This is a genomic window from Marinobacter sp. es.048 (assembly GCF_900188435.1).
Lineage (GTDB): Bacteria > Pseudomonadota > Gammaproteobacteria > Pseudomonadales > Oleiphilaceae > Marinobacter.
Genome location: NZ_FYFA01000001.1, coordinates 1,450,998 through 1,475,038 on the forward strand (window position 1 = coordinate 1,450,998; position 24,041 = coordinate 1,475,038).

Annotated in this window: 24 protein-coding genes and 4 pseudogenes; 13 read left to right on the plus strand and 15 right to left on the minus strand. The window is 55.6% G+C overall.

What is annotated here, in order from left to right:
* Positions 1 to 252: 252 nt before the first annotated feature.
* Positions 253 to 396: pseudogene (locus tag CFT65_RS19200) on the plus strand (c-type cytochrome); the annotation flags it as partial.
* 283 nt (positions 397 to 679) lie between these two features.
* Here CFT65_RS19200 and CFT65_RS19505 read toward each other — a convergent pair.
* Positions 680 to 832: a hypothetical protein gene (locus CFT65_RS19505; protein WP_228705791.1), complete on the minus strand. Its 153-nt coding sequence runs from the start codon at positions 830 to 832 to the stop codon at positions 680 to 682.
* A gap of 481 nt (positions 833 to 1,313) precedes the next feature.
* The gene (locus tag CFT65_RS06675; protein ID WP_172408429.1) at positions 1,314 to 1,805 is read right to left on the minus strand and encodes an MOSC domain-containing protein; all 492 of its coding nucleotides are present in this window, start codon (positions 1,803 to 1,805) and stop codon (positions 1,314 to 1,316) included.
* 250 nt (positions 1,806 to 2,055) lie between these two features.
* On the opposite strand from CFT65_RS06675, the gene CFT65_RS06680 reads away from it, so the two are divergent.
* Complete coding sequence (locus CFT65_RS06680; RefSeq protein WP_088827189.1) at positions 2,056 to 3,360, plus strand: ferric reductase-like transmembrane domain-containing protein; 1,305 nt, start codon at positions 2,056 to 2,058, stop codon at positions 3,358 to 3,360.
* 215 nt (positions 3,361 to 3,575) lie between these two features.
* Here the strand turns inward: CFT65_RS06680 and CFT65_RS06685 are convergent, their stop codons facing one another.
* Entirely contained in the window at positions 3,576 to 5,567 is a 1,992-nt protein-coding gene (locus tag CFT65_RS06685) for a hypothetical protein (protein ID WP_088827190.1), read from the minus strand.
* 228 nt (positions 5,568 to 5,795) lie between these two features.
* On the opposite strand from CFT65_RS06685, the gene CFT65_RS06690 reads away from it, so the two are divergent.
* Positions 5,796 to 6,101 carry a hypothetical protein gene (locus CFT65_RS06690; RefSeq protein ID WP_088827191.1) on the plus strand — a complete coding sequence of 102 codons (306 nt, stop codon included), beginning with the start codon at positions 5,796 to 5,798 and terminating at the stop codon, positions 6,099 to 6,101.
* A gap of 85 nt (positions 6,102 to 6,186) precedes the next feature.
* Positions 6,187 to 7,494 (plus strand): erythromycin esterase family protein, encoded by a 1,308-nt coding sequence (locus CFT65_RS06695; protein ID WP_216360412.1) that lies wholly within the window; start codon positions 6,187 to 6,189, stop codon positions 7,492 to 7,494.
* A 78-nt stretch (positions 7,495 to 7,572) separates the two neighbouring features.
* On the opposite strand, the pseudogene CFT65_RS18940 reads toward CFT65_RS06695, so the two are convergent.
* Positions 7,573 to 7,668: pseudogene (locus tag CFT65_RS18940) on the minus strand (DUF3010 domain-containing protein); the annotation flags it as partial.
* 410 nt (positions 7,669 to 8,078) lie between these two features.
* A pseudogene (rlmF, locus tag CFT65_RS06700) lies at positions 8,079 to 9,040 on the minus strand (23S rRNA (adenine(1618)-N(6))-methyltransferase RlmF).
* A 96-nt stretch (positions 9,041 to 9,136) separates the two neighbouring features.
* Between rlmF and CFT65_RS06705 the strand changes: the two are divergent.
* On the plus strand, positions 9,137 to 10,180 hold the full coding sequence (locus CFT65_RS06705; RefSeq protein ID WP_228705793.1) for a sodium:calcium antiporter: 1,044 nt from the start codon (positions 9,137 to 9,139) through the stop codon (positions 10,178 to 10,180).
* On the opposite strand, the pseudogene CFT65_RS06710 reads toward CFT65_RS06705, so the two are convergent.
* Positions 10,177 to 10,493, minus strand: a pseudogene (locus tag CFT65_RS06710) (DUF3010 family protein). The gene CFT65_RS06705 and the pseudogene CFT65_RS06710 overlap by 4 nt on opposite strands.
* Positions 10,494 to 10,522: 29 nt before the next feature.
* A complete protein-coding gene (locus CFT65_RS06715) occupies positions 10,523 to 10,867 on the minus strand; it encodes a PBPRA1643 family SWIM/SEC-C metal-binding motif protein (RefSeq protein WP_088827192.1) in 345 nt (114 codons plus the stop codon).
* Positions 10,868 to 11,026: 159 nt separating this feature from the next.
* Here CFT65_RS06715 and CFT65_RS06720 point away from each other — a divergent pair, with 159 nt between their 5' ends.
* Positions 11,027 to 11,362, plus strand: coding sequence for a thioredoxin family protein (locus CFT65_RS06720; protein ID WP_088827193.1), 336 nt, complete (start codon positions 11,027 to 11,029; stop codon positions 11,360 to 11,362).
* Positions 11,363 to 11,471: 109 nt separating this feature from the next.
* Here the strand turns inward: CFT65_RS06720 and CFT65_RS06725 are convergent, their stop codons facing one another.
* The 3 genes from CFT65_RS06725 to CFT65_RS06730 all read right to left on the minus strand — a co-directional run bounded on the left by CFT65_RS06725 (position 11,472) and on the right by CFT65_RS06730 (position 12,933).
* On the minus strand, positions 11,472 to 12,152 hold the full coding sequence (locus CFT65_RS06725) for an arginine N-succinyltransferase (RefSeq protein WP_088827194.1): 681 nt from the start codon (positions 12,150 to 12,152) through the stop codon (positions 11,472 to 11,474).
* A 48-nt stretch (positions 12,153 to 12,200) separates the two neighbouring features.
* Positions 12,201 to 12,368: a hypothetical protein gene (locus CFT65_RS19000; RefSeq protein ID WP_172408430.1), complete on the minus strand. Its 168-nt coding sequence runs from the start codon at positions 12,366 to 12,368 to the stop codon at positions 12,201 to 12,203.
* 121 nt (positions 12,369 to 12,489) lie between these two features.
* Positions 12,490 to 12,933, minus strand: coding sequence for a YHS domain-containing (seleno)protein (locus tag CFT65_RS06730; protein WP_088827195.1), 444 nt, complete (start codon positions 12,931 to 12,933; stop codon positions 12,490 to 12,492).
* Between the two features lie 244 nt (positions 12,934 to 13,177).
* Here CFT65_RS06730 and CFT65_RS06735 point away from each other — a divergent pair, with 244 nt between their 5' ends.
* From CFT65_RS06735 to CFT65_RS06745, 3 genes are read left to right on the plus strand one after another with little or no spacing between them, the layout of a single operon-like run.
* Positions 13,178 to 13,399 (plus strand): DUF4177 domain-containing protein, encoded by a 222-nt coding sequence (locus tag CFT65_RS06735; protein ID WP_088827196.1) that lies wholly within the window; start codon positions 13,178 to 13,180, stop codon positions 13,397 to 13,399.
* A gap of 3 nt (positions 13,400 to 13,402) precedes the next feature.
* Positions 13,403 to 13,660: a membrane protein insertion efficiency factor YidD gene (gene yidD / locus CFT65_RS19510; RefSeq protein ID WP_088827197.1), complete on the plus strand. Its 258-nt coding sequence runs from the start codon at positions 13,403 to 13,405 to the stop codon at positions 13,658 to 13,660.
* Positions 13,638 to 14,012, plus strand: coding sequence for a hypothetical protein (locus CFT65_RS06745; protein ID WP_088827198.1), 375 nt, complete (start codon positions 13,638 to 13,640; stop codon positions 14,010 to 14,012). The genes yidD and CFT65_RS06745 overlap by 23 nt, the downstream gene beginning before the upstream one ends.
* Before the next feature lie 90 nt (positions 14,013 to 14,102).
* On the opposite strand, the gene CFT65_RS06750 is transcribed toward CFT65_RS06745, so the two are convergent.
* From CFT65_RS06750 to CFT65_RS06760, 3 genes are all read right to left on the minus strand, one after another.
* Positions 14,103 to 14,309, minus strand: a complete 207-nt coding sequence (locus CFT65_RS06750; RefSeq protein ID WP_088827199.1) for a cold-shock protein — start codon at positions 14,307 to 14,309, stop codon at positions 14,103 to 14,105.
* 282 nt (positions 14,310 to 14,591) lie between these two features.
* Complete coding sequence (locus CFT65_RS06755) at positions 14,592 to 15,401, minus strand: OmpA family protein (protein WP_088827200.1); 810 nt, start codon at positions 15,399 to 15,401, stop codon at positions 14,592 to 14,594.
* 27 nt (positions 15,402 to 15,428) lie between these two features.
* Entirely contained in the window at positions 15,429 to 15,815 is a 387-nt protein-coding gene (locus tag CFT65_RS06760) for a DUF4398 domain-containing protein (protein WP_088827201.1), read from the minus strand.
* A gap of 281 nt (positions 15,816 to 16,096) precedes the next feature.
* On the opposite strand from CFT65_RS06760, the gene CFT65_RS06765 reads away from it, so the two are divergent.
* Positions 16,097 to 17,866, plus strand: a complete 1,770-nt coding sequence (locus tag CFT65_RS06765) for a DEAD/DEAH box helicase (protein ID WP_088827202.1) — start codon at positions 16,097 to 16,099, stop codon at positions 17,864 to 17,866.
* A gap of 52 nt (positions 17,867 to 17,918) precedes the next feature.
* Here CFT65_RS06765 and CFT65_RS06770 read toward each other — a convergent pair whose 3' ends face one another.
* Complete coding sequence (locus CFT65_RS06770; protein ID WP_088827203.1) at positions 17,919 to 20,579, minus strand: cation-translocating P-type ATPase; 2,661 nt, start codon at positions 20,577 to 20,579, stop codon at positions 17,919 to 17,921.
* A 159-nt stretch (positions 20,580 to 20,738) separates the two neighbouring features.
* On the opposite strand from CFT65_RS06770, the gene CFT65_RS06775 reads away from it, so the two are divergent.
* Positions 20,739 to 21,221 carry an FKBP-type peptidyl-prolyl cis-trans isomerase gene (locus CFT65_RS06775; protein WP_088827204.1) on the plus strand — a complete coding sequence of 161 codons (483 nt, stop codon included), beginning with the start codon at positions 20,739 to 20,741 and terminating at the stop codon, positions 21,219 to 21,221.
* Between the two features lie 46 nt (positions 21,222 to 21,267).
* On the opposite strand, the gene CFT65_RS06780 is transcribed toward CFT65_RS06775, so the two are convergent.
* Complete coding sequence (locus CFT65_RS06780) at positions 21,268 to 21,744, minus strand: gamma-glutamylcyclotransferase family protein (protein WP_088827205.1); 477 nt, start codon at positions 21,742 to 21,744, stop codon at positions 21,268 to 21,270.
* A 361-nt stretch (positions 21,745 to 22,105) separates the two neighbouring features.
* Here CFT65_RS06780 and CFT65_RS06785 point away from each other — a divergent pair.
* Together CFT65_RS06785 and CFT65_RS06790 are read left to right on the plus strand one after the other, a co-directional pair.
* Positions 22,106 to 23,313 (plus strand): IS3 family transposase gene (locus tag CFT65_RS06785; protein WP_088826071.1). Its coding sequence is split into 2 segments (ribosomal slippage): positions 22,106 to 22,433 and positions 22,433 to 23,313, totalling 1,209 coding nucleotides; the frame shifts between segments, so codons are not numbered across the junction.
* A 33-nt stretch (positions 23,314 to 23,346) separates the two neighbouring features.
* On the plus strand, positions 23,347 to 23,778 hold the full coding sequence (locus CFT65_RS06790; protein WP_088827206.1) for a pyridoxamine 5'-phosphate oxidase family protein: 432 nt from the start codon (positions 23,347 to 23,349) through the stop codon (positions 23,776 to 23,778).
* The last annotated feature ends 263 nt before the right edge of the window (positions 23,779 to 24,041 follow it).

A 24,041-nucleotide genomic window follows, 5' to 3' on the forward strand; every position in this document is an offset into this window, starting at 1 on the left:
TTTCAGTCATCCAGACTCTGGAGGGGCTATGGCAGGTGGATGGTCACGTGGTGGTGCGGTATTCCGTCCCGGATTACGCTGGATGGATTAGTGGTATCAGAAAGTGACGCACGGGACTATGATTTTAGTGTGTGTCCAGCTAGATGGCGCTAAGCTGGGAGACAGGGGTATATTTTTTGCCAGGAGGCATCCCGATGCATGGTCGTTGCCGTTTTACGCGTGGACTGTTTGGTTTCTCACTTCTGATACTGTGGTGAGGAGGTGTACCAGAATCAATGCGCCATTTGTCATGGCAGTGACGGCAGTGGGAAACTCGCGGACGATGGCCGCCAGATTTTTTCGCCACTTTGGGGTGCCGGAGCCTACAACTGGGGGGCTGGAATGCACCGGATCAACAACAACGAGACCGTCAGAGGGCACACGTTAGGCGACGGTTCGGGTTAGTGAACACTTACAGGTCAGTCGATAGTGCTGCTCGAAGTCAGCATTTCTCCGGTTACGCCTGGATTCGGGGAAAGCGGCAAAACCGGGACAGATTTATTTCCCCCTCCTCTACTATGGCTTAAAGCTAAAGCAGGCTAGGATGATGGTGTCCTGTTTTTGTTAGGTCACACCCGGTCAATAATCCCACACAACGCATCCAACCCATCCGTCAGCGCAGCTGGTCCAGGCTGAAGAATCAGCGGTGACTTGATCTCGTACAGGTGGTTGTTTGCCACTGCAGGTATATCGGCGCAACCTGGGCGCTCGGCTCGGCGGCCCGTTCCGGGAAAATATCCTCGCCACCGGCAATGCCGATCAGTTCAGACACCCAGCCAATGCCGGTGATCATCGGGTCGCCTCATTCTTCAGTCAGGGGTTTGGCTTGCCGCTTGATTTCCTGCCATTTGACCCGATTATTTCAACCATCAGACAAATCGGAGCCCGAAGTGATTAAGCCCAGTTGTTACAGCTGTCGGAAAAGGTTTGAGCCATCTGAGCTCAGGGTTTCTTACTCGAAAAACTACTGTGAGCGCTGCGGTGTTGGGCTGTTTGGTGAGGATTATTTCAGTTTCACCGCTAAGCCCGCCCCAGATATCCGGAAGAACCTGGCTGTCCATTTTGCAGTGCTTCTTTTCGGGGTTGCTGGCTTGTTGTTATGGCTTATGACTGGCCGGTCGTGACCGCTCAGAATCGGAATAGGCCTATTTTCTGAAAGCGTTCGTCATAACCATGCACAGAGGCCGCCGCCGAGGCAATTACCGGGCGGGGCGTGAACGTTTTGCTGGTTCCCGGTCACGATGGCCAGGCGCGCTGATGACTCAGGGCTGGGGTTATAGCAATGCCTGCACTTTGTCACCAGGAGCCAGCTCGCCCCCTTCAACCACCCGCGTCGTAATGCCTCCATGCCCACGCATCGCGTTGTACCCACCCGGCCCGAGGGCAGTCTCCATCTTGCTGCAGGGGTGGCACAGGCCCGTGTATTCCAGCACCACACCACCGATCTGGAACCTTTTGCCTTTCAGGGCCAGCAGGTTCAGGCCAGAGACGACGATGTTGCGCCGGAAAACCTCGGGTTCAATAGCATCCCGGACCAGGCACGAGGCAATGGCATGCAGGTGTTCTTTCTGGATCAGGGTCACCTGCCGTTTGCTGGTGTCGCGGCCCTTGAATCGATCTCCGTCCAGCCCTTTGCCCGGGGTGACCATCACCCTCTCGAGCACTTGCATGGGCTCACCGCGTGCAGGGCGGATTCCAATCCACTCAACGCGGCCGCATTGGGGAAGTGTGTCCAGCAGGGTTTGAAGTGGGGTCGATTCGGGCATGGGCTTTACAAAACTCCTTAGGCGATGAGTTGGAGGTAACCATTGTGCTTTGATTGGTCTCGCCCTCAGGCACAGCGAACTGTTTTGTCTAGGTTCTCTTTTTGAATTTCACTTTGCAATTGCCGCTCATGCATTGCGGAAAGCGGGACAGTTTTATTTTCGGAGGAGCTCGGGGGCTCCACAAGTTGACAGTATTGGCTATCATTAGGGGTATCTTGCATGATCAAAGGAAGGGAAACAGACTAGCCAGATGAAACCGCTCCTTCTGATCGTTGCTTACCTTGCCGCTGTCACCCTACCGTTGCTCCTGTCCGCCTGGACCGGAGGCGCGCCACGCCAGTTCCACCAGGAACTGGCCTCCGGCCTTGGCATTCTTGCCTTCTCGATGATCCTCGTGGAATTCATCCTGTCCGGACGTTTCAGGGCCATTTCAAATGACGTCGGCATGGATGTAACCATGCGGTTTCACCAGGTCATGGCTCGCACGGCCCTGGCTTTTGCTCTGCTGCACCCGTTTCTTTACCAGGGGACGCCGACAGGAGGGCAGCGCCCATGGGACCCCACGCGCCAGTTGACGCTCACGACGGATTTTTCCGATTTGGCGACAGGCATTGTCGCCTGGCTACTGCTTACCGGCCTTGTTGTCATGGCCATCGGGCGCACCCAGCTGGGCTACCGATACGAAACATGGCGCCTGTTACACGGGCTCGGCGCGCTGCTGATCGCGGTACTTCTGTTGCACCATACCGTGTATGCCGGGCGGTATGGGTCACAGCCGGTGATGACCTGGGTGTGGTTGGTCATGACGGGTGTGGCGGTTGGGTCACTGCTGATGGTGTACCTGGTGGTTCCCTGGCTGCAGAAGGCTCGCCCCTGGCGCGTGACGTCCGTCGTCCGGTTGACGCCAAAGCAATGGGAAGTGACCGTGACCCCCAACGGTCACCGTGGTCTGGATTACCAGGCCGGGCAGTTCGCCTGGCTGAATGTGGGGCATAGCCCCTTCTCGATGAAGGAAAATCCTTTCTCCATTTCCGCAGCACCGGCGGCCGGGCCGAACGTCTCCTTCATGATCAAGGAGCTTGGCGACTTCACCCATACTATTGGCGAGATAAAGCCTGACACCGTCGCCTATCTGGATGGCCCTTATGGCAACCTTACGGTCGATGGTCGCGAGGAAACCGGGGTCGCGCTCATCGCCGGTGGCGTTGGCCTCGCGCCGCTGCTGGGCATACTCCGGCAAATGCGCCTGACCGGCGATTCGCGCAAGGTGAAGGTGGTCTACGGCAACCGGATCGCCGAGCAGATCGCCTATCATGAAGAGTTGGGTGATGAGGGCGTGGTCTATGTGCTGTCAGAGCCGCCAGAGGACTGGCAGGGAGAGACCGGCTTCATTGATGGAGCGCTGATGGATCGTGTCTTTTCAGAGCAGGAGTTCCGTGACTGGGTGTTTGTAATGTGCGGGCCGGCGGTCATGATGGATGTTGTTGAAGATCACCTGATCAAGCGGGGTACACCCGCTCACCGGATTCTCTCGGAGCGGTTCAGCTATGACTAATCCAATCCAGCGGCTGACTCAGCGGCGGCGGCTTTCTTTGGTCATCTGGGGGCTGAATATTACCTTGGTCCTGATCCTGCTGGTTTTTGTGTTGCGCTAAGAACCGGGACAGATCTATTTTCTGTCCCTCTCGCGTTCTTTGGCGGACACATCGATCAGCATGGCCAATTCACGAGCGCCCATCTAGTAGAGATTGTAACGTGAGGAGACGCTGACTATCGCGCTGAAGCCCAGCTGCCTCGGGCCAGTTCCATGGCCCGGTTAACCTCATCGGCCGGGACATCACCCGGATCGCCTTTTTCGATCGGGTCGTAGTGGAACACATACAGTCGGGAGACGAATTCGGCGACGGGCAGGGAGGCTTCGCCGAACAGCTCGCCGTGGCCGTGGGTGGAGGTGATAACTCCCTGGCCCCAGTTCTGCCCGCTGTCGTTGTTGGGGTTGAAAAAGTAGACGCGCATGGTCTTTTCTTTATCCATTGCGAGCCGTTGAATGGTGATGGCGTGCCAGCCAAGAAAACGTGTGGCGCTGTCGGTTACTGCAATGCCGGCCGGCTGTGGATTGATCACGGGAATGTTGCCGTTATAGAAAGGGTCATAGGCGGCGTAGAAATCCCGGACAAACCCTTCGAAGTCTTTCAGGCCGCCGGTAAAGACGTCCACGGCGATGCGAAATCCATGGCCGACGTGGTCGCCGTGAAATTCGGCGTTGACCCATTTGTGAGGGTCTTCCCCTCGGCTAACGCTGCGCCGCCCCATTTCAAAATAGATGCGGTCCAGATGCGGCACAGTCAGCAGGGATACGGCATCGACATCAACGGATGGCTCGCTTGCCAGTCCTGCACCAAGCTCCCGTGAAGAAATGCTGTTGCCCTCGAAACGCATGATGATTTCATCGTCCCGTGCCGCCCAGGCAAGGATGCGCAGTAATTCCGCAGGCATGTTGTAGGCCCACATGGACAGCGCTCGGGTAGACTGGCAGGTAGGGTAGTTGCCCTGGCCGACGCCCAGTGGCAGTCCCAGTACGTTCAGTACGTCGGCGAGTAAAAAGCATTCGGGTGAGCGACCACTGCCGAAGACGGTCGCGACTTTCTCGGCTGCGGCGTCGCAGAGCGTCATGCGTATCTGGCGCCACAGGGATGGCGCCACCGGGGGCGAGTAGAGAATGCCCCGTTCCAGCATCATCGCCAGGCCATAGGTACACTGGCTGGTTTCGGGAAATACGGCGTCGTCAATCAGGCGGTGTATCAGCGCGGGGTAGCAGTGAAACGCATCGGCACCGGTGTAACTCAGCCCGAGGGCTGTGGGAATCAGGGCATTCCAGCGATCACGAAGGTACCGAATGAACACCGGCATGTAGGCTGACACCAGGCCGGTGTTGTGCATGGCCTGGGCAAAGGCGATGGCCTCTCGCATCAGGGTGGCGTCGTCCATTTCCGCCAGTCGTTCAGAATAGACCTCAAAGCCGGGGTCTTCACGGCAACCTTCGGTGGGGCTGAACAGGGCGTTGATCAGTTGCAGTGCGTCGTCGCTGACTTCGCCGCCCAGGGCGTCCGGTTTTTCCAGGCAGACGGCGATCTGGGTCACCATGTGTTTAACGCCCTCAACCTGCACCGGGCGCTGCTCCAGAATTCGCCAGACTTCGGCTACCAGGTGTTCTAACAGGTTTTCATAGCCCAGGTGCTGAAGCAGGTAGTGATACAGGTTCTGAACGGCATGGCCGAGTCGATCGGGCCGCAGCCTGTCGCTCTCCTGCAGGTCGTCACTGACCACCAGATCAAGGTTCATCGCCATCACCTGGGCGAGGAAATGATGGGCATGTTCTGCCGAGATTGAGGCGTGTATGTAGTCGCCTTTGGCAACCGCCAACAGGCGAATCTGGCTCAGGCATTCGACCAGTGTTTCGGTTGGCTCACCGTGTCGAACGGTGCGTGCAGCCAGGGAGGGCACGAGTGTCTGGGGAAAGTCCCAATCGCTGCCACCGAAGAGTCCGGCCGATTCGATGGCCGGTACGCGTTCGTAAATTGCCTCTAGGCCTCCGAAGCTGAGCACCAGGGGCTTTGCCGCATCAATTACTTCGAATACGGGTGAAACGCCCTCCACGGCATTGACTTCAGCAAGGCGGCTGACGGCGTCGTCAAAGTCCTTTACAAGGTTTTCTGGCGCACGGTTGCTCTGGTTTTCGATGTCATTTTTAGCTCTGGCCATAACAACCATCCTTGAGGGAACCTTGAACTGTGTCAACTTTGAGGTTCTTGTTTTTTTGAACTGCCTTCTTCATTCCAGTCAACCGCAGCATTTCTTGAATTTTAGTCCGCCACTGAAAAACCGGGAGAGATCTATTTTTTGAAGGATTTAGGGGCGTAGAATTGGCGAATGGTTTCGACTGGGTGCTGATTTGGGCCCAGATAACAATCGCAGCGACAGGCCCCTATCATGCATGTAGATAAAGCAAAAAAGCGTATTGCAAAGCAGGTTAAGAAGGGCTTTCACGGCTATCCGTTGGTTTCGCTAGAGTACTTTGGTAAAGCGAGCTCTGGTAAAACGCCTGATTCAGCCACGGAGGTCGTTGTTTCATACACTGAGGAAGAGGGCGCGGATCCCCAGAAGCAAACGTTTGTCAGCGGCGGTGACGCCCGGGAAGATGAAACGATTCAGTCCACCCTCCTGAAAATCATTGAGCGAGCGGATGCCAAAACGGTGACTGAGGTCGACGGTATTTCCACTCTCAATGTTTCGTGAAAAGCCGCTGTCACTGGTCCGGTTTGTGCCGATGATGGTTGAGGGCGGGTGAGACTGGCTGGCAGCAAAAGAAAGGAGCGCTGTTATGCAGGACACGTCTACCAGCGAGCTGATCGCACGGGTTGCTGAACCCATAGAGGATGTCGAGTCAGACAATATGGACCGGTTACTCGAACGGGTCGGCGACGCCCGCATCGTTCTGATTGGCGAAGCCTCCCATGGCACGTCGGAATTTTACCGGTATCGGGCCCGGATAACGCAGGCGCTGATCGAGCAGAAAAACTTTGGTTTTGTAGCGGTTGAGGCCGACTGGCCTGATGCAGCGCGGATTGACCACTACGTTCGTCACATGAAGACACCGCCCGCTGAATGGACGGCGTTCACCCGATTTCCTACCTGGATGTGGCGTAACGAGGAGGTCCGCGAATTTGTGGATTGGCTCCGGGAACACAACGCCGGTATCAATGATCGGGAGAGGCGCGTGGGCTTTTACGGACTGGATTTATACAGTCTGTTTACCTCCATCGACGCCGTGCTCGGCTACCTCGAAGACGTGGACCAGGAGACGGCAGCCATTGCGCGCGAGCGATACAGTTGCCTGGCGCCGTTTCAGTCGGACCCGATGACCTATGGCCGGGCCACACTGACCGGGCGCCACCGTGAGTGTGAAGAGGATGTGGTGAACATGCTCACCGACCTGCTCAATAAACGCCTGAAATACACGGAACAAGATGGATCCCGTTTTATGGACGCGGTCCAGAATGCTCGGCTTGTTGCCAATGCCGAGCGTTATTACCGCAACATGTACAGTGGATACAGCGATTCCTGGAATTTGCGTGACCAACACATGTTCGACACGCTTGAGGCACTGTTAGCCTATGGCGGTGAGAACAGCAAGGTGGTGGTCTGGGAGCATAACTCTCACGTCGGTAACGCCCGCGCGACCGATATGCTTGTTCGCGGGCAGTTTAATGTGGGGGAGCTGTGTCGGGATAAATACGGCGACCAATCCTATCTGATCGGCTTTGGCACCGACGCCGGCACAGTGGCCGCAGCGTCAGACTGGGGCGATCCGATGGAGATCAAGCAGGTTCAGCCCTCGCTCACCGGTAGCTGGGAGCGACTGTGCCATGAAACCGGGCTCCCGGCGTTCAGATTGCCACTGCGACACCTGGCTTCTGATACGTTGAATACGCGGCTGCACGACAGGCGACTCGAACGGGCGATCGGGGTGATCTACCGCCCGGAAACCGAGCGCCAGAGCCATTACTTCCTGGCACAGCTGGCCGGGCAATTCGACGAATACATCTGGTTTGACCGCACTGAGGCGGTCACGCCCTTGGCGACCGGAACTTTGCGCGGAGTGCCCGACACCTATCCTTTCGGGCTGTGAGGTCCGGCTCGGCTTCTTCACGTCGATGGGTAGTGCTCAGAGTCATCGGCCTTGCAGCTGCCCTACATAGGCGGTGGTGAAGGCCGCCTGGAATTTCTGCAGGTCTTCACGGCTATGGTTTTTAGGCAGTGACAGTTTGCGCACGTTGCACTCGGGCAGATTGAACTGCCCCTGTGGAAAACCGGGACTAGTCTATTCCCCTTTTTTGAATTTAGCTTTGCAATTGCCGCTCATGCACATCGTGCAGTAGTGCTCACGGTCCTCGTGTTTTGTGCCCTCTGCGATCGTGATGCCGCAGCCGTTACAGAGCAGGATGGCAACGTCTCCTTCAAATTTCACAATGGCGTGTTCGTAATCCATAAGATGGTTCGCGAGAACCCCATCCTTCGAGGTGGGGTGGGATAGCTTGTCGGCGTGTGCCGACCCTTCTCTCACACTCCTTTCGACTGAGCTATCAAACGTTAATGTAAGTACCGTTCGTACCAGATTTTCGCGCATTGACATCATAGTACGCGGCTCGGGTCGGGTCAGACTCTTGATAGGCGACCACCCCTGGTATTCGGTAACGGCAACCCGGGACTGGCTCAGATGAATGTCCAGGCCAGTACCCTTGTAATCTTGTTTCCCTGCGTCATCTCGATTCCCGGATATCAACGGCACCGAGTTTACGAATCAATTTCTTTGCAGGCTTAACATTGTCGGCTTTTGAAACCAGACTGGTAAACCAGCGGCATTGAGTTGAATAGGCCTGGCTTTCTCTTATCAGCTTTTTCAGAAACAGCTGTTCACCCCCCTTACACCAAAGCTCTGCTCTCAGCCCGCCAAAATTCAGAGTGGGGGATTTGGTTTTTGCTTTTTGTTCACCGCGGCTACGAGCAAGGTTATTGAGTTTAAGCCGGCTACCTTTAATCGCTTCATCGAGCGAGGCATGGAAGGGTGGGTTGCATACGCTGACGTCAAAGAACTCCCCAGCTTGTACGATCCCTTCAAACATGTGGTTTTTATCGGGCTGCGTGCGCAGCGCAAAGCGGTCTTTGAGCGTGGGGTTGTTGGCGATGATTGTGGCTACGTTCTCGAGCGACTCGGGATTAATATCACTACCGACACACTGCCAGCCGTAAATCTGGCAGGCCAGTAGCGGGTAAATTCCATTTGCCCCCGTCCCTATATCGAGCAGTTTGATGTTGGGCTGTTCAAGCTCAGGGCTGGTTCCAGGCCCGGTCCCAAGTCTGAATAGATCCGCCACGTGATGGATATAGTCGGCTCTGCCCGGGATTGGAGGGCAAAGGGCACCCTCTGGAATATCCCAATCGACAATGTTGTAGTATCGGTTCAATAACGCGGCGTTGAGAGTTTTTACTGCCAATGGGTCTGCGAAATCGATGGAAAGGTCGCCATGGGCGTTCGGATTCACATGGGGGGCCAGTGCCGGGTGGCTTTTTACGAGAGCCGGGAAGTCATAGCCCTGGTTGTGCAGATTCCTCGGGTGTAGACCTTTCCGAACAGGCTTTGTAGGAACCGGGGCAGATCTAGTGTTCGGGTTCATGGCAAGCCTGCATTTTGTCGTCGAATCAGGTGGTCTTGGTTCACTATGGTAACGCTTACCTGCATGGCCACGCATCTAACATACGGGAGGACGAGGGTGCCGATCCTGGACCCGGATAGCTGGACGCTCTTTCAGAGCGTCGTTATTTTCAGTATTTGTGCCCTGGTGATTACTATTGCCGGGACACGCATCACCCGAGTGGTCGACCAGCTCGCCGACCGGACCGGGCTGGGTGAGGCGGCCGCTGGTGCCGTGCTTTTGGGGGCAGCGACCTCCTTGAGTGGCGCTGTGCTCTCAGTAACAGCCGCTTACCGGGGGCACCCGGAGCTGGCTGTCAGTAATGCCCTGGGTGGCATCGCGGTACAGACCTTTTTCCTGGCCATTGCCGACATGGTCTACCGGCGTGCGAACCTGGAACACGCGGCTGCCTCAGCCCCGAACATGATGCAGAACGGACTGCTGATCGCGCTCCTGGCGCTGATCCTTTTGGCGCCCAACTTGCCGGATGTCACCATCTGGAACATCCACCCGGTGACCCCGGTACTGCTTGGCTTCTATTTCTACGGCACCCGACTCATTCAGAGTGCCGGCGACAACCCCATGTGGCGCCCTTCCATTACCGGTGATACGCGGCAGGACGAGCCGGAAAGCACGAGCCGTTTGCCACCAATGAGCCGCCTCTGGACAGAGTTTGTGGTGCTTATGGCAATGCTCGGCGTGGCCGGGCTGGTACTGGAACCCGCTGCCACGACAATAAGCTCGGAAGCCGGATTGAGCCAGACAATCGTCGGTGTTCTTCTGACGGCGATCAGTACGTCCATTCCGGAGCTGGTAACGTCCGTTGCCGCGGTAAGGCGGGGTGCGCTTACGCTCGCGGTGGCCGGGATCATCGGCGGCAATGCCTTCGATACGCTTTTCATGGCCGCTTCGGACGTCGCCTACCAGGACGGCTCGATCTACCATACGATGACCGCCGATTCGGAACGTTGGGTCGCACTGACCCTGTTGATGGCGGCCATCCTGATCATGGGACTGATACGCCGGGAACGCTATGGCGTTGGACGAATCGGTGCGGAGAGCCTTGCAATTATGGTGCTCTACGGGCTTGGTGTGGTGTTGATGTTCACTTTTCAGGCTTAACGACCTTGCAGCTGACCTACATAGGCGGCGGTAAAAGCCGTTTCCTGAAAGGCCTTCAACCCCGTCTCGGAAAACGCAATGGGCAGCGGGTTGGATGCCAGGGTGGACTTGATCAGCGCCAGGGGCAGCAGGGTCACCGTCAACTCAAAACCACTGATCAGTTGAATAGCCGCTGCAGATCTTCACGGCTATGGTTTTTTGGCAGTGACAGCTTGCGCACCTAGCACCCCGGCAGGTTGAACTGCCCCCTGTCCATATTCAGCAAACACATCACTGCATCGCTGCCAGTCAGCTCAACACCACAAACAATCATAGCCATTTCCTTCTATACCTCGGCTGCGTTCAGCCGCAGCACTTCTTGAATTTGAGTCCGCTACCACAGTTGCAGGCGTCGTTGCGGGAGGGTGATTTTGCCGTGGTGACCGTGCTCCCTTTATTCAGGATAGCGGTGAGTTCGTTGATGGATTCAACGGCGCCCTCGCGGGTATCAACTGAAATAGTCGCGTGCAGCTTCGCACTGGCCACCTGTGCCTCAACTTCCTGCTTGCGCGCTTCACTGGTAACTACCAGCGTTAGCGGGTATTTCTTGCTGCCACTCTTCTGGCTGGCATTGGTCTGAAAGCCGCCGTAAGCGGTGTGGTGCTGGCGTGCGTCCTGCCGACCCTTGAAGAAAAATTTATCTGACATGCTGATATCCTGATGGAGAGAATACCCAGGCTACTGCCGGGAGCGATCTTTTAGCATGCTTGCGGGAACGGGGATATAGGGAAAACCAGAACAGGTTTGTTTTTATTCTCTTCGCCTAGCGCTGGAGATTAAACCGGCCATGCTTATCAGGATTTAGTTATGCAAAACGTCTGCTCAGAAGAGGCTTTATCAGAATTGCTTCGGTCCAGCCCTGCGGTGCTGCTTCTTTATGGTGGAGCAACCTGTGGCGTCTGTCAGGCCATAAAGCCCCGGCTGGAGACGCTTGCCAACGAGGAATTCCCGAAGCTGGTCACCGCTTACATCGATTGCCAGGAAGCCGCCGGCCCGTTGTGTGCGGCTCAGGGTATTTTTTCTCTGCCTGTTGTCCAGCTGTGGTTTGAAGGGCAGCGATTCTCCGAATTTGCCAGGGTGTTTTCTGTTGGCGATGTACGTTCTGCGCTGGAGCGGCCTTATGGACTTATGACACAGAAGTGAATAGGGGCATGCCGGCAAGACAATTTTCCCGGTTTTTACGGTTTGCAGCACACCAACCTCTCCAGACGGGGCTGTAGGCTTCTGGGTTGGTCACGAAACGCGTCAGACGCTATTCCTTGAGCCGAACGAGCAACCGCCCATCTTCGACCTGGATATAATCCACGCCGGCTGCAAAGGATTGCCAGAATCCCGGGTTGGCGCCGAACTCGTCGACCAGGTCCACGTTCTTGAGGTTGCCCAGCCAGGCATTCGGGATGGGGACGCCCATCAGGCTAACACCCCTTAACTTGACCAGGGGGCGACCGTTGGCAAAGGAGAGTTCTACTCCGGCATTTACTCGTAGGGTTCTGCCTCCGAGTACGGGGAAGTCTTCTTCAAGAGGCACGAGAAGCAGTGCGCTCAGAAGATTGTCCGAAAGATCAACGGCAAGCTTTTGAGCCAGATCGGTGTTATTGGCCAGCATACCGTTGAGTTCCCGCTCGCTGAAGCGTACCTCCCGGCTGGCGCCTGCCTCACTGTATGGCTCCGGCTGCAACGTGCCGCCAGATTCGCCGCCCTGAGTATCAATGCCTAGCGTATTCAGCTTGTTGTTGAGTGAATCCTGTTCACTGGCATTCAGGGTTACGGGCTCGAAGTTCTCTGGGAACAGATAGTGGCTTAACCACCAATAACCAATGCCGACAGTGGCGACGATGGTAAGCAGGACAATGCCAAAGACATGCAGGCCACTGAAGCCCTTCTTTGCGGGCGGTGGCGCTGATGCTGGTTTATCGTCGGTTGTATCATTCATTGCCGATGACACCTGATTGCCCGCTGAAACCGCTTTGACGCGGTGTTTTCAGTTTCCTTTTTTGAATTTTGCTTTGCAATTGCCGCTCATGCACATGGTGCAGTAGTGCTCACGGTCCTCATGTTTAGTGCCCTCTGCGATCGTCACGCCACAGCCGTTGTAAAGCAGGATGGCAACGTCACCTTCAAATTTCACGATTGCGTGTTCGTATTCCATAAGACAGCCCGTTCCCGGTTTAAAGTAGTGACTGACTAGTACGGTATTTGCGTCGGGTCAGGCCGCTGGCAGGCGGCCAACCCTGATGTGTTTGAGATTAAACCGAGACGAATTCTTTTCGTCATTCCAGAACCTTTGGCCAGTTCATGTCTGCCTGCCGAATGAATCCCTCGGTGTCCTTCAGCCATCGATCCTGAACAGACTCATTGTAGTTCAGATACAGACGACCATCGCGGATGGCCCAGTGTTGAGGGTCGCCTTTGGCGAGGTAGCCCTGGGCGACGGCCCAGGCGCAGTAGCCGCCATAGGTAGGTAAGTAGCCTTCAGGATTGGCCTCGAAACGAGCCAGGTTTTCTGCGTTCGCGAATCGCCAGGTTACGCCCAGGTGCTCTGTGGTGTACTCGCGCGAGCCTTTGGTTGGTTTTGCCGTTTCGAAGTAACTGACGGTGTCATAACCGCCCGCCCCGGTATTGCTCAGAAGGCCGGTGTAGACGGCCGGTTCGGAGGCCCATGCGCTGGCGGTAAAGAGTAGTGCGAAGGTGATGAATGCCAGCTGTCTGTTCATGTTTGTCTTCCCTTCGGATTCGAGTTTTCATCACAGAGCCTTGCCGCCGCTTCTCTAAGAATAGCCCTCTCTCGTCTCATCGTAATCCAGTTTCTCGTCTATTACTCACGGTGTGCTCGGCAATTTCAGATATGTACGTTGAGAAATCCCAGCCGTGAACTGTAAGGTTTATCGTGCTGTAAATTTGGGATAGGCTTTCAAGTCCCTAAAATCAGGGACAAATTTTTAAACATAAGGAAATGGAATGACGGCTCAACGTTTTACCGAATACAAGATGGTCCATATTTCAGAAGGAGGTTGTGGCACGTTGCTGCTCGGCTCCTCCGGCCTGCCTTTGAAAAAAATTGAAGCGGAATTGAATCGGTATGCCTCTGAAGGTTGGCAGGTGGTATTCCAGGTTCTGGAGATGAAGCGCTTCTGGCTGTTTTGGCAGCGTGAATCCGTGATTGTGACTTTGGGGCGCTAACGGGTGCTGCAGGCTTTGGCGCTGAAGGCCATCGGGTTTTATCGTCGAACAGGCGGTGGTACCCGATGGTTTGGCATCGACTGCAACTTTGAGCCGAGTTGCTCCGCTTATTCTGAGGAGGCTATCCGCCGGTTCGGTCTTCGCAAGGGAGTGGTGTTAACGTTTCACCGTCTTCGCAGGTGCAACAGGCCGGACGCGATCTGTAAATGCATTGAGCCGGTCACGTGGGATATCGGGCATGTTGAGACAAGAAGAGGTTGATGCCGAGGAAGAGGCCCTCAGAAAGGCGATTCGAGAGCTTTCAGAAGAGCAGCGGGCAGATTTCTACCGGAAGGCCGGTAAAGCGGTCAAGGATCCGGATACCTACGCTGCACTGAACTGGTTTTTTGTCACCGGATTGCACCATTTTTATCTGGGGCGCTGGCAATGGGGGCTGATGGATATTGGCGCTTTGCTTGTTGCTATCGGGTGTTTTGTCGCTGGTTTGGTCTTGCCCGGTGTTATCCTGCTCGCAATCGTTTATTCCTGGGAGTTGTGGCAACTGTTCAGATCCCAGATTATTGTCCAGGACTGGAATAATCGGCTTTATCGGAATTTGTTGCGGCGCTATTAACCAATGAAAAACGGGGCGGTAAATCGCTTCTGGTTTCAATAAAAAAGGCAGCCCTCGGGCTGCCTTTTTTGATTACGTATTGGCTGTTATTTACAGGCCAATAACGTTCTCTGCCTGCGGGCCTTTCTGGCCCTGAGTCACGGTGAACTCAACTTCCTGGCCTTCGGCCAGAGTTTTGAAACCGGCACCCTGAATATTGCTGTAATGAACAAAGACGTCTGCGCCGCCTTCACGAGTGATAAAACCAAAACCTTTTGCTTCGTTGAAGAACTTAACGTTGCCGGTAACTGTAGACATAAATAGCTTTCCTGAATTCAATCAATAAGGTGCCGTCAAATGATCGTTGTGATCTTTGATCAGCGATATGCGGGAAACAAAAAAACGTGCAGGATCAAAAACAGGACAAAAGGTGTGACAACACAAGAGGTCTTATTCGTGAAATGCTTTGCTAAATCTTTCCAACGAGGTAGACAGTACGCTAATTAATAGGCCCTGCATAGCAAAGTTTTCATTTGTTTCGAAAAACCGGGACAGATCTGTTTACTTGGCAATAAATCTGTCCCGGTGTGCATTCGCTTCCTAACGCGCTTGGATATTACCGTCCGCATCGGAAATCACTATCTCGACCCGCCTATTTTGTTGGCGCCCCGCTGAAGTTTCGTTCGTCGCAACCGGGTATTGTTCGCCGAATCCCTGCACTTCGATCCGAGCGCGATTAATACCTCTTTCCATCAGGGCCTCTCTTACAGCCTCAGCTCGACGCTCTGACAGTTGTTGGTTGTAAGATTCCGCCCCGGTGCTGTCGGTGTATCCTTCCACGCGCACGCGACGGTTTTCATATTCAGCCATGAAGTCAGCAAGGCGACCTACTGTCGTTTCGCCGGCCGGCTTCAGTTCAGCACGATTAAGGTCGAACAGAACGTCTCCCAGGGTAAGTACCATGCCACGGTCTGTCTGCTCAGCCTGCATGGCTTCCATCTGCCGGCGCAGTTCGGCGGCTTCCTGCTGGGCCGCTTGAGCTTCTGCAGAGCGTGCCTGCAACTCCAATTCCTTGCGCCGTTCTTCGGCGGAGTTTATCTCTTGCTGCAGTTTGGCACGTTCGGCCTGTTCCCGGGCAATCTCGGCATGGCGGTTGGCGAGGTAGGCCGCATGCTCGATTTCCTCGGTGCTGGCACCTTCTTCCAGTAGCCGCTCAGCGCGGGCGAGCTGATCTCTCGCGCTTCTTAACTGGCGGTCGCCACTGCGGGCCACGTCTGGATCAGTTCGAATTTCTTCATAGGCCGCCTTTGCTTCGTCGACCATCTGATTGTCCTTAGGCGTACTGGCACATCCCGCTAAGAAGATGGAAAAGCTGACTAGCATGCTCAAAGTCATGTATCGCTTGTTCATATCAATCTCCTGTTTGAGCTGGCGCCTTTACTGGCTTCCATTCATGCGTTGGCGAAGAGACTCGATGTTCCTGTTGATCTCTTCCACGGCCTGCTTGGCTTTCGCAGTTTCGGCACGCGCCCCGGCTAGCTGAGCATCTACTGATGCTTGTTCCAAAAGGTGCAGTGCTGTCTGATAATTCTCCTCGCTCATTTCATCGTCTATCAGCTCTTCGGCATCGGCAAGCTTGTTCTGGGCCTGGTTCAGGAGCACTGGCTCAAAGTTTCTTGCGTCGGATGACACCGCTTGTTGAACGGACGACTCGGCGGCTCGTTTTTGTGAGGTGGGTGGCTCCACGGAACCGGCACAACCGGCGACAGCGATGGCTATGCCGGCAATCCCGGCGGCGCCCAATATCGACATATAATTGCTCATGCAATATCTCCTTATGCTGGAAAACGGAGGCCTGACTGTTTCCTTTTAATCCAGTCAGGTTGCTGATCTGTGGTAACGGACCTGGAGGAGAACACAGGGTATCTGTCAGTTCAAACGCCTCTACTTCCTCAATTCAAAGATAGCATTCAGGAGGGTTGTGCACATGAGCGTTTATAAATGAACGGCAAAAACCGGGACACACTCTCGGGTTGACGGGTAACGGCTTCGTTATTTGCTAGTATGGCTGCCTCGTCACCCTGAGAACCATTAAGCCCTCCAAAATGAACGCACCTTTGAAACTGCGGCCCTACCAGCAGGAAGCGGTCGAGGCCACTCTGAACCATTTCCGAAAGTCGGATGAGTCTGCCCTTATCGTGCTGCCCACCGGCGCGGGCAAAAGCCTTGTCATTGCCGAGTTGGCACGCCTTGCGAAGCGGAAGATCCTGGTAATGACCCACGTAAAGGAGCTGGTGGAGCAGAATTACGCCAAATACCAGAGTTACGGGTTGACCGGCGGAATTTTCTCCGCCGGGCTGAAGCGGAAGGAAAGCCATCACCAGGTGACCTTTGCCAGTGTGCAGTCGGTCTCGGCGAATCTGGGTCAGTTTCGGGATGAATACTCGCTGGTCATTATCGATGAATGCCATCGGGTTAGCGTGGAAGAAACCAGTCAGTATCAACGAATCATTGAGCTGCTGCGCGAGCAGAACGATGCCCTGAAAGTGCTCGGGCTCACCGCCACCCCCTACCGTTTGGCCATGGGCTGGATCTATCGCTATCACTACCGGGGCTTTGTCCGGGGTGAGGATGATAAGCCCTTTCAGCACTGCATTTACGAGCTGCCGCTGAGTTACATGATAAACCGGGGGTATCTCACCCGGCCGGAGCTGGTGAACGCGGCAGTGGCGCAATACGATTTCTCTGCGCTGCCCCAGGACCGCTTTGGCGAATACGCCGAGAGGGACGTTAACCAGCTGCTGAGCAAACACAAGCGCGTGACCCGGGCGATCATTGAGCAGGTTGTGGATTTGGCTTCTGAGCGTCAGGGCGTGATGATCTTTGCGGCCACCGTGGAGCATGCGCGGGAAGTCGCCGGCTACCTGCCAGAACACGAAACTGCCCTGATAACCGGCGCCACCGATCTGAAGGATCGGGACATTCTGATTCAGCGCTTCAAGCAGCGGCAGTTGAAATATCTGGTGAACGTTTCCGTGCTCACCACGGGCTTTGATGCGCCCCATGTGGACTTTATTGCCATTCTTCGCCCCACACAGTCGGTAAGCCTGTATCAGCAGATAGTAGGCCGCGGGCTTCGTCTCGACGAGGGTAAACAGGATTGCCTGGTGATCGATTACGCCGGCAACCATGTGAATCTGCATCATCCCGAAGTGGGGGAGCCAAAACCGAACCCCGACAGTGAGCCGGTGCAGGTGTTCTGCCCGGGCTGTGGGTTTGCCAATATCTTTTGGGGCAAGACAGACGAAGACGGCCGTGTGATCGAGCACTTCGGCCGTCGTTGTCAGGGATTGCTGGAGCCTGCGGAAAGGATTGAACCGTCAGCGCAGAATGGGCGTCCGCCACAGTGCGATTACCGTTTCCGTTTCAAGGAGTGCCCACACTGTGGTGGCGAGAATGATATTGCGGGGCGCAACTGCGGGTACTGCCACAAAGCCATCATCGATCCGGATGATCAGCTCAGAGATGCGCTGAAACTCAAGGATTCAATGGTGATCCGTTGCGCCGGGATCACGCTAGGTGTAGATGGCAGCAAACTGAAGATCACCTATCACGATGAGGATGGCGAGGAACTCAGCGAATCGTTTGATTTCAGCAAGCCTGGGCAGCGCACCGTGTTCAACAAACTGTTCGGGCGTCGTTTCGCCAATGGCCAGGCTCCAAAAACCTTCAGCAGGGCGGAAGAGGTGTTTGAGATGCAGGCCCTGTTATCGGCCCCGGATTTCGTCATCGCCCGCAAGCAAAAGCACTATTGGCAGGTACAGGAGCGGATCTTTGATTATCGAGGTGCTTATCGTAAGGCGAACGAAAAATAAGGTGACTCCGTTGAACTATTTAATCTGGAATCGTGCAGTGCCCGCCTCTCGATCAGCGTGCCCGCCGCCTGATCAGGACCTTATGCAGCTCCTCCACAGCGAGCAGGCTCATAGCCAATGCGAGCAATTGCAACCACTCGGCCAGTGAGATGGGCTGAATCTGCAGGACATCGGACAGCCCCGGGGTGTACATGGCACCAATGTGTGCCAACTGAGCGAGGGGAACTGCCAGCATCAGGAAAGGGTTGCGAAACAGGGAGATTTTGAATAGGGAGCGGGACTCCGAGCGGCTGTTCAGCGCGTGAATGTTGCCGAAGAGTACCATCAGCATCAGCGTCAGGTTGCGGGCTTGCTCAATGCTTTGGCCCTGTTCGAGTGTCCACTGAAAATTGAGGAACGCGACGAGACCCATCCATGATCCCACCACCAGGACATGCTCAATGATGTGTTTGTCGAATACGGGCTCGTGAGGTGAGCGCGGCTTTACAGACAATTCGCCGCCTTCCTTCGGTTCAAATGCCAGTGCTACGTCCTGGAAGCCGTTCGCAACCAGATTGAGCCAGAGTAGCTGCACCGCGATCATGGGCATTGGCAGGCCGGCCAGTACACAAAAGAAAAAAAGCAGGATTGCCGAAAAACCGGTGGCAACCAGCAGCCCGATTACCTTGCGGATATTGTTGTAAACCACCCGTCCCTGCTCGATGCCGGCAACAATGGAGGAAAAGTTATCATCGGTAACGATGAGGTCTGCCGTTTCCTTCGCCACATCCGTGCCGCGCTTTCCCATGGCAATGCCCGCATGAGCCTGCCGCATGGCGGGCGCATCATTGACGCCATCCCCGGTGACCGCGACAAAGTGCCGGTCCCGCATGAAACTGTCCACAATCTGGGCTTTCCTGGCGGGTTCGATCCGGGCAAAAACCCGGGCCTGGCGAATGAGCTGGTCGACCGCCGCCTGGCCCCCCGCTTTGGCTTCATCAAGCATGGGCCCTGTGACAACCGTAGCGTCCGCGTCACACAGGCCCAGTTCCAGGGCGATCGATTTTGCAGTAGCAGGATGGTCGCCCGTGACCATAGCCACCTCAATACCGCCAGTGCGGCACTTTTCAATGGCTTCGTAGGCTTCATGACGGAGCGGGTCGATCATGGCGACCATGCCGAGAAAGACCATATCGGCCATCTCATGGTCACCTGATGATGATGTTTTCTTCGCCAGGGCGATGATCCGGTAGCCCCGGGACGCGAGCCCGGTGAATTGGCTTTCGAGGGCGGGTTTGTCTATTGCTGTGGAGCCGCTAGTGGTTGCCATCTGGTGGCACATGGCCAGCATTTTTTCCGGGCTGCCTTTGGCATAGATGACGGTTTGATCACCAATGCGGTTGACCACACCGCTGTAGGCCTTTTCCGACTCATACGGGATCAGGGCCACTTGCTCTTGCCGGGTTCGCAGATCAGTGATGGACATACCCAGCTTTTTGGCCATAACCAGGAAGGCGATGTCGACGATATCGCCCTGGGAAACCCACTCGCCGCCGCTATAGTCCAGATGACTCTCATTGGCGAGGACGCCTGCGACACAGAGCTCCCGCAGCGTATCCTGGCCTGCTCTATCCACCTGGGCTCCGCCATGACCTGTGATCTCGCCGCCCGGGGCAACGCCCTCGCCGGTGACATCGAATTGGCGTCCATCAGGCAGCATCACTTTGCGAATCGTGAGTTCGTTGACGGTCAGTGTGCCGGTCTTGTCGGAGCAGATCAGGGTGCAGGATCCGAGGGCTTCCACCGCCACAAGTTTGCGGATGATTACATTGCGCTTTGCCATCCGGGACATGCCGATGGCCAAGGCTACGGTCAGTGCGGCAGGAAGCCCTTCGGGAATTACCGAGACCGCCAGGCCGATGGTCATGAGCACCATGTCTTCGATCGAATAGCCACCATCCAGGATCATCAGGCAGGCTAGGGCGCCGATGGCCACGAGAATGCCGAAAGCAACCTGGTAGGTGAACTTTCGGATCCGGATCATCAGGGGTGGTTCGGCAGACGTTTTGCCGGTGACGCCCTGGGCAATCTTGCCAAGCTGGGTGTCCGAGCCGGTTGCTATCACCCGGCCGCGTCCGCGCCCGTGGGTGATGATGCTGCCCGCAAAGCATTGGTCTACGCGTTCTGTGAGCGGTGTGCTGTCGTCGCTTGTTGCACCGGCATTCTTTGCAACTGCCAGGGATTCGCCCGTCAGCATGGACTCATCCACCGCCAGGCTACTGGCGCTGAGTAACTGAATATCAGCGGGCACCTTGTCGCCCGAGGAGAGTAAAACCACATCGCCCGGAACGATCTCTTCCACTTCAACGGTTATTATCTGGCCATCCCGAAGCACATGTGTGGTCCCTTTCATCATTTGCTTCAGCGCGGCGGCCGCCTTCTGGGCCGAAAACTCCTGGACCGTGCCGATAATCGCGTTGATCAGCAGGACGATCAGGATAAAAACGCCACTGGGTGTCTGGCCGAGTGCAAATGAAACCCCGGAAGCGATCAGGAGGATGTAAATGAAAGGGCTGAGAAATTGCCGCGCAAAAAGTTCCACCAAGCCAGGCATGGGCGGGGTGGGCAGTTGGTTGTAGCCGAATTTCTCCAGGCGTGCACTGGCTTCCGCCCGGGTGAGTCCGTTACCAGCGGGATCCGGTGTGCCGGTTAGCTCTGGGGCTGCGCTGTTCATGCTGTTTTCTCTGTCCATGCGGGAAAGTGGGTGCGATGCATAGGAAGTGTAGACTCCTATTTTTCCCCCGGGCCATCAACAGGTTTGACCGCAGGAGCTACTGAAGTCAGCGCCGCCGCTGGTTATAATGTCATATCGTTAACCGCCACAGAGAACCCTATGTCCATCGAAAAGAACCAGGTCGTCCTGTTCCATTACAGCGTGCGCGATGAACAAGACAACGTTGTTGAAGACTCCCATGGCGGACAGCCGAACGCCTACCTGCATGGCCACGGCGGCATTATCAAGGGGCTGGAAGAAGCTCTGGAAGGTCGCGATGCCGGCGATACGTTTAGCGTTACCGTCACTCCCGATAAAGCCTATGGGCCCCGCAAGCCTGACGCCATTCAGCGGGTGCCGATCAAGCATTTAATGGGTGCCAAACGTTGGAAGGCGGGCATGGTCGCCCAGGTGCAAACCGAACAGGGCCCACGCCATGTGGTTGTTGCCAAGGTCGGCCATAAGTTTGCTGATGTCGACACCAACCACCCGATGGCGGGCAGAACCCTGACCTTTGATATTGAGGTGATTGACGTGCGCGCCGCGACTTCAGAAGAGCTGGCCCATGGTCACGCTCACGGCCCGGGTGGCCACCATCATTGAGGAAATGGAAACGGGGACATGCGCCTGAATGCCTGACGGAAGGCGGCTAGTCTCCGTTTGCTTCGTCTATTACTTCCTCTGAAATCCCCGGAACGAGTGGATCCATCAGTCGGTAGACCCAGACCGTTTTACCGCTTTGCAGCGTGAGTTCCACTCGTTCATAGCGGACACCCAGCCTCTCGTAGCGATCCAGCGCTCTGAGTTCGTCGGCATTTACCGTGATGACTTCGCCTTCGGTGACTGCCCCGGCGTCTGGCTTGATGTCCAGCGCTTCCCTACTGAAACCCGGCAGTTTGGCAGGCTCAGCCTCCCCCGCGCGGCCCATCACCAGCCAGCGCACCCAGGACTGGGCGAGGGTGCCGTAAACGAATACGGAGTAGGTGGCGTTTTCATCAATGGCGGGCAGGTATTCGGGCCTCGGGTTATAACCGAAAGGGCTGGCGAACGTCAGCCAAAGGTAGCCAATAACCGCGCCAAGCAGGACAGAAAGCGTTGCAAGGGTATAGAGAATCGGTTTTCTCATGGAATTCTACGCATCCTTTTCTATCTATGGCCTGGGCTGCATTGAGCATTTTTGTATTCATGCCCCGGTGACTGCCAACCATGCCTTCCAGAGTCACTATGATAAAGTGAAAACCAGTTCGGATATTGGGTCGTTCGCGCTGGTGTAAGAAAGGTTCTGATGCCTTAAATACATTAGCGGTGACTGGCTAAATTACAGCCGTTGCCTGGAGGAAAACTATGTCCAGTCCAGAGCATAAGCAAAAAATCTGGAGTCTCATCAAGGATATTAAAACCGGCATGTGTAGTAGCCCCCATTTAAACCGGACACCTTGGTAGAAGCAAAGGCCTAGGCATAGACCTAGTGCAAAGGAGTGTCCAAGGTGGAGAGAATCGAAGTCATAACCGGAGTGCAACGTCGTCGCCGGTATTCCGCACAGGAGAAGGCATTCATGGTTGCTGAGTGTGAGCGGCCAGGCATGTCAGTGTCGCTTGTAGCGCGACGTCATGGTATATCAGCAAGTCTGTTGTTCCGTTGGAAGAAGCTGATGAAAGACGGTGGCATGTCCGCGATTGAATCCGGTGATGAGGTTGTCAGTGCATCCGAGGTGAAGGCCCTGAACAAAAAGGTTCGGGACCTGGAGCGGATGTTGGGCCGCAAGACGATGGAAGCTGAAATACTCCGGGAAGCTCTGGAGGTGGCTCAGTCAAAAAAGTTGATCTCGCGCATGCCGTTGCTGCCACCGGACGATACCCTCTGAAGCGGGTAGCGGAGGTACTGAAGGTATCGCGCTCCAACCTTCTGGATCGCCTTCACGGCCGCCAGAAAGGTAGATGTCCCAGATACAAAAAACAGGACGATGACCGGCATTTGCCGGTTATCAGAGAGCTGTGTGAAGTCCGTGCGGCCAATGGCTATCGAAGGATTACGGCACGCTTGAATCGGTTGCTTGCAGCCAACGATGAGCGAGTGAACCACAAGCGTGTGTACCGGCTGATGAAGCAGGATGGGCTGTTGTTGCCCCGTTACACGGGCCGGCCTCAGGAGCGTTGTCACAACGGCCAGGTCATTACGTTGAAGCCGGACCTCCGTTGGTGCTCAGACGGCTTCGAGATCCGCTGTTGGAATAAGGAGGTGGTTCGCGTGGCCTTCAGCCTGGACTGCTGTGATCGGGAACTGATGCGCTATGTGGCGACGACCGGGGGAGTCACCGCTGAGATGGTCCAGGACCTGTTGCTGGAAAGCCTGGAATACCGCTTCGGCCAGTCAGAGCATGTTCCACACCCGCTGGAATGGCTGACGGACAATGGCAGCTGCTACATTGCCAAAGAAACGCGAGCGTTCGCATCTTCTCTGGGCTTTGTGGTGTGCACTACGCCTGTGAGAAGCCCGCAGAGCAACGGCATGGCTGAGGCCTTCGTGAAGACGTTCAAAAGGGACTATATTTACCTGAACGATCTTCCCGACGCCGCCTCTGTGATGGCGAAGTTGCCGGAATGGATCGAGGACTATAACCGCAGTCACCCACACAAGGGACTGAAAATGAAATCGCCCTGGGAATACCGGGCGGAACTGGCATCAAATGAATGAGGTGGTGTCTGGTTTAGCGGGGGCAACTACAGCATGTTGTCGACGCGCCACGGTGAAGAGCTTCGGTCGCGGCCGATGGTGCTGGTGCAGGATGAGTATGATGGGACCTTGTGGTTTTATACTGATCTGGAGTCGGAGAAAGTGTTCGAGCTTGAGAGCGATAACGATGTCTGTGTGTCGTTCGCCGATCCTGACAATCACGTTTACGTCTCGCTCACCGGTGTCGGTCGGGCCGTCCAAGACAAGGCGTTGATCGATAAATACTGGAATCCGTTTGTTTCGGCCTGGTTTCCTGAGGGGAAAGATTCCCCCAATGTTGGAATGCTGGAGATCAAGGTCGCGAAAGGAGAACACTGGAACAGCGACAGCAGCAAGATGGTCAAGAGTGCCAAAACTGTCGCAGCCAAGGTTAAAGGGAAGCAGCCCGATCTTGGCGAGCATGAGAAGTTTGGCGTTGATGAATAGAGTTCCAGTGCCATTGGCTATACTTGCGCCACCCTTAAAAGCCCCGGCATTTTAAAAGCTGCAAGCGTGAGGCCAGTTTGGCCTGGCCTCACTGCGTTACTTTCTTTGTTCTTCAGCCCCGTCGTGCGGCTCAGTGCGCAGGCTCTGCGGATTAATGCCGGGATCTATGAACAACTCATTAAAGGACTGGATGGGCTACCTATCTGTTAAGTAATTGTAAGGCGTACAGTATGGAGTTGCTGGCCGGAGGATCTTTATAGTGA

Excerpts from the sequence above, each read along its gene's own strand:
- CFT65_RS19505 (WP_228705791.1), bottom strand. The coding sequence starts at position 832 with ATGATCACCGGCATTGGCTGGGTGTCTGAACTGATCGGCATTGCCGGT.
- CFT65_RS06675 (WP_172408429.1), bottom strand. The coding sequence starts at position 1,805 with ATGCCCGAATCGACCCCACTTCAAACCCTGCTGGACACACTTCCCCAA.
- CFT65_RS06680 (WP_088827189.1), top strand. The coding sequence starts at position 2,056 with ATGAAACCGCTCCTTCTGATCGTTGCTTACCTTGCCGCTGTCACCCTA.
- CFT65_RS06685 (WP_088827190.1), bottom strand. The coding sequence starts at position 5,567 with ATGGCCAGAGCTAAAAATGACATCGAAAACCAGAGCAACCGTGCGCCA.
- CFT65_RS06690 (WP_088827191.1), top strand. The coding sequence starts at position 5,796 with ATGCATGTAGATAAAGCAAAAAAGCGTATTGCAAAGCAGGTTAAGAAG.
- CFT65_RS06695 (WP_216360412.1), top strand. The coding sequence starts at position 6,187 with ATGCAGGACACGTCTACCAGCGAGCTGATCGCACGGGTTGCTGAACCC.
- CFT65_RS06715 (WP_088827192.1), bottom strand. The coding sequence starts at position 10,867 with ATGTCAGATAAATTTTTCTTCAAGGGTCGGCAGGACGCACGCCAGCAC.
- CFT65_RS06720 (WP_088827193.1), top strand. The coding sequence starts at position 11,027 with ATGCAAAACGTCTGCTCAGAAGAGGCTTTATCAGAATTGCTTCGGTCC.
- CFT65_RS06725 (WP_088827194.1), bottom strand. The coding sequence starts at position 12,152 with ATGAATGATACAACCGACGATAAACCAGCATCAGCGCCACCGCCCGCA.
- CFT65_RS19000 (WP_172408430.1), bottom strand. The coding sequence starts at position 12,368 with ATGGAATACGAACACGCAATCGTGAAATTTGAAGGTGACGTTGCCATC.
- CFT65_RS06730 (WP_088827195.1), bottom strand. The coding sequence starts at position 12,933 with ATGAACAGACAGCTGGCATTCATCACCTTCGCACTACTCTTTACCGCC.
- CFT65_RS06735 (WP_088827196.1), top strand. The coding sequence starts at position 13,178 with ATGACGGCTCAACGTTTTACCGAATACAAGATGGTCCATATTTCAGAA.
- CFT65_RS06745 (WP_088827198.1), top strand. The coding sequence starts at position 13,638 with ATGTTGAGACAAGAAGAGGTTGATGCCGAGGAAGAGGCCCTCAGAAAG.
- CFT65_RS06750 (WP_088827199.1), bottom strand. The coding sequence starts at position 14,309 with ATGTCTACAGTTACCGGCAACGTTAAGTTCTTCAACGAAGCAAAAGGT.
- CFT65_RS06755 (WP_088827200.1), bottom strand. The coding sequence starts at position 15,401 with ATGAACAAGCGATACATGACTTTGAGCATGCTAGTCAGCTTTTCCATC.
- CFT65_RS06760 (WP_088827201.1), bottom strand. The coding sequence starts at position 15,815 with ATGAGCAATTATATGTCGATATTGGGCGCCGCCGGGATTGCCGGCATA.
- CFT65_RS06765 (WP_088827202.1), top strand. The coding sequence starts at position 16,097 with ATGAACGCACCTTTGAAACTGCGGCCCTACCAGCAGGAAGCGGTCGAG.
- CFT65_RS06770 (WP_088827203.1), bottom strand. The coding sequence starts at position 20,579 with ATGAACAGCGCAGCCCCAGAGCTAACCGGCACACCGGATCCCGCTGGT.
- CFT65_RS06775 (WP_088827204.1), top strand. The coding sequence starts at position 20,739 with ATGTCCATCGAAAAGAACCAGGTCGTCCTGTTCCATTACAGCGTGCGC.
- CFT65_RS06780 (WP_088827205.1), bottom strand. The coding sequence starts at position 21,744 with ATGAGAAAACCGATTCTCTATACCCTTGCAACGCTTTCTGTCCTGCTT.
- CFT65_RS06790 (WP_088827206.1), top strand. The coding sequence starts at position 23,347 with ATGTTGTCGACGCGCCACGGTGAAGAGCTTCGGTCGCGGCCGATGGTG.